Source organism: Desulfobacter sp., from assembly GCF_050177295.1.
Genome location: NZ_JBFXHE010000490.1, coordinates 1 through 3,046, shown reverse-complemented (window position 1 = coordinate 3,046; position 3,046 = coordinate 1). Strand labels below are relative to the sequence as shown.

General features: G+C 45.6%; 3 protein-coding genes. All 3 read left to right on the top strand.

Annotation, left to right across the window (positions count from 1 at the left end):
• A partial coding sequence (locus tag AB7U36_RS21590; RefSeq protein ID WP_428161673.1) for a DNA topoisomerase occupies positions 1-1,730 on the top strand: 1,730 nt, incomplete at its 5' end.
• Positions 1,731-1,732: 2 nt separating this feature from the next.
• Positions 1,733-1,951 carry a hypothetical protein gene (locus AB7U36_RS21585; protein WP_428161672.1) on the top strand — a complete coding sequence of 73 codons (219 nt, stop codon included), beginning with the start codon at positions 1,733-1,735 and terminating at the stop codon, positions 1,949-1,951.
• Positions 1,948-3,046 (top strand): ArdC family protein (locus AB7U36_RS21580; protein WP_428161671.1); only part of this gene is annotated, 1,099 nt, incomplete at its 3' end. The genes AB7U36_RS21585 and AB7U36_RS21580, both read left to right, overlap by 4 nt.

Below are 3,046 nucleotides of genomic sequence, written 5' to 3'. Positions count from 1 at the left end.
TGTCGGACTACTATGATTATACCGGCCTACGCGATGCAGCTCGAGCCAGATCCCAGGCAGACTGGCTGGTAGGCATGATCTGCACCCGGGCCATGACCCTCATAGGACGTGATGCCGGCTGCCAGGGCGTGTTATCCCTTGGCCGGGTCCAGACCCCGACCCTGGCCCTGGTGGTCAACCGGGACCTGGCTATTGAAAACTTCAAACCCCATCCGTATTTCACCCTGCATGTTGAAATCCTTCATGAAGCAGGACCATTCACTGGCACGTTTCAGCCACTTGACACACAAAAAGGGCTGGATGACCAAGGCCACCTAATCAGCCCTGATGAAGCCTATCGGATCAAAAAAGAAGTAAGCGGTCAGACGGGCAAAATTCTTGAAGCCCACAAAGAGAAAAAGAAGAAGAATCCGCCGTTACCTCATTGCCTGTCCTCTTTACAAAAAGCGGCCTCGTCAACGTTGGGTATGGGAGCAAAACAAGTGCTTGATGTGGCCCAGGCCCTTTATGAAAAAAAGCTGACAACCTATCCCCGGTCCGACTGCCGTTATCTGCCGGAGGAACAATTTGATGAAGCTGGCAGTGTGCTTTCAGTCCTGGCAAACCTGCCCGGGCTTGAGCAAATTGCCGGGAACACGGATTGCTCCATCAAAAGCCCTGCATACAACACGAAAAAAGTCACTGCCCATCATGCCATTATTCCCACGGGTGAAATTCCTTCGAATTTATCAGATGACGAATCTGACCTGTACCGCATGATTGCACAAAGCTTTTGCCTTCAGTTCTATGCAGCCATGGAGTTTGAAGCGCAGAAAATTTTGACCGGCATCAATCATACTGTCTGGAAATCAACGGGCCGAACGATATTGAATCCAGGCTGGACAGCTTTCATCAAAGAAGAAAAATCAGACGCTGAAAACAGTGAAGAACAAGCCTTACCTAATGTCCATGAAGATGACGACATAACCGCTTCTGACATTGATATCAAATCCCAAAAAACCAAACCACCCGCAAGGTTTACCGAAGGTACACTCATTGAGGCCATGGCAAATATCCACAGGTTTATTGAAGATACCGAAGCCAAAAAGACTTTAAAGGAAAATGAAGGGATCGGGACTGAAGCCACTAGGGCCGGGATCATAGAAACATTAAAAACCAGGCAGCTGCTTGAACTCCGGAAAAAAAACATCATTTCAACGGATCTTGGTCGGCAGCTGGTAAAAATGGCCCCAGGTATACTCACTGATCCTGTGACAACGGCACAATGGGAATCAAGGCTTTCTGCCATCGCTGATGGTAACGAAAGCCTGTCTGAATTCATGACGGATCAAACCACCCAAATCCCGGAACTTGTTAAAGCAATATTCGCCCTTCAATTAGCCCCTTTGCCGGGAACCCATCTTTGCCCGGAATGCGGCCGGCCTTTACGCAGGCAAAAAAGCAAAAAAGGGTCGTGGTATTGGGCCTGCTTCAACCAGGATGGGCATGTCAAGCCTGTGTTCCTCAACGATAAAAACGGCAAGCCGGATTTAACGCCAAAAAAGGAAATAGAATTATCAGAACACAAGTGCCGGGCCTGCGGCAAACCGCTTGTAAAACGGGAATCAAAGAAAAAAGGAAAAGGAGGCAAAAAAAATTATTGGTGGGGATGCTCCGGCTTCCCCGAATGCAGACAAACGTATTTTGACAATAACGGCAGACCCCAGTTCGCAGATAAAAAAGGAGAATGACAATGGATTTTGAATACTTTGCAATGAAACGCAACATGACCGTTAATGAGTACATCGCCTGGCTGAAAAGACAGCTTGACCGTCTTGATTTTGATTCTGACGATATCCCGGGGGATGTTGCCGAATATGCGGAAGAATCCTTTGGCCTTATCAAAATTTCTGCTGAAGAATTAGCCAGAATGCAGAAGGCACAGTTGGAGAGTGAGGAGGCTGACTTATGAGTAAATATCAAGATCAGCTCAATGATTTTTCCAAAAGGGTTTTAGAGGCCATTGAAAAAGGCAATGCCCCCTGGCAGAAACCGTGGGAGGAAGGCAGGTTGCTGGAATTGCCTAAAAATTTAACCACTGATCAGAATTATAAAGGGGTAAACCTGATTAATCTGGCAATGAGCGGCTACAATGATCCCAGGTGGATGACGTTCAACCAGGCTAAAGATATGAATTGCTTTGTCAAAAAAGGGCAAAAAGCTTCCAAAGGATTTTTTTATTCACCTGCCAGATTGGAAAAAGAGCTCGATGATAAAGGAAAGCCCGTCCTCGACGAAAACGGTGAAGAAAAAATTACCAAGGTCAATAGACCTGTTTTTAAAACTTTTTCTGTTTTTAATGCCACCCAGATTGAAGGTGTTGAAGAATACAAGCATCCGGAGCCTGCCTGGACACCGGAAGATAAAGCAGAAAATCTGATATCCGCTGCCAATGTGGAAATCACCGGAAGCCAGCTTGATAAGGCGTTTTATAATTTTTTAACCCATTCCATTGAAACGCCGGACAAATCACAGTTTGACGATAAATCAAAATATTATTCAACAGTATTTCATGAATTAGCGCATGCCACGGCTCATAAATCCATGATGGACAGGGGTGTTGACTATGCGGATAAGGATTCCAGGGCCAAGGAAGAATTAAGGGCGGAAATATCAAGCTGGCTGGTGTGTTCTCAAATCGGCATTGGATATTCTGCCGAATCCAAAGAAAGCAATAAAGCATATGTTTCGTCCTGGCTCAAAGCCATAAAGCCGGAAGATCGGGCAAAAGAACTAGGGTTTGCAATGAAAGACGCTGAAAAAATCTCTGAATACCTGATGGGGCTTGATTTAGAGAAAGGTAAAACAGCAAAAATTGAAGCGGATATCCCACAGGAATCAAGTCCGTTGGTAAAAAAGGACGCGGAACGATTACAGGCTAAAGCAGATCAATACCGTGTTGATCAAAAAAATCTGTTTTCGTATACGGAAAAGATAACTGTGGCCATGAGCAATCCCGATTTGTTTGATGATTTGATGCCCGACCACTATAAAAATGATCCGTTAT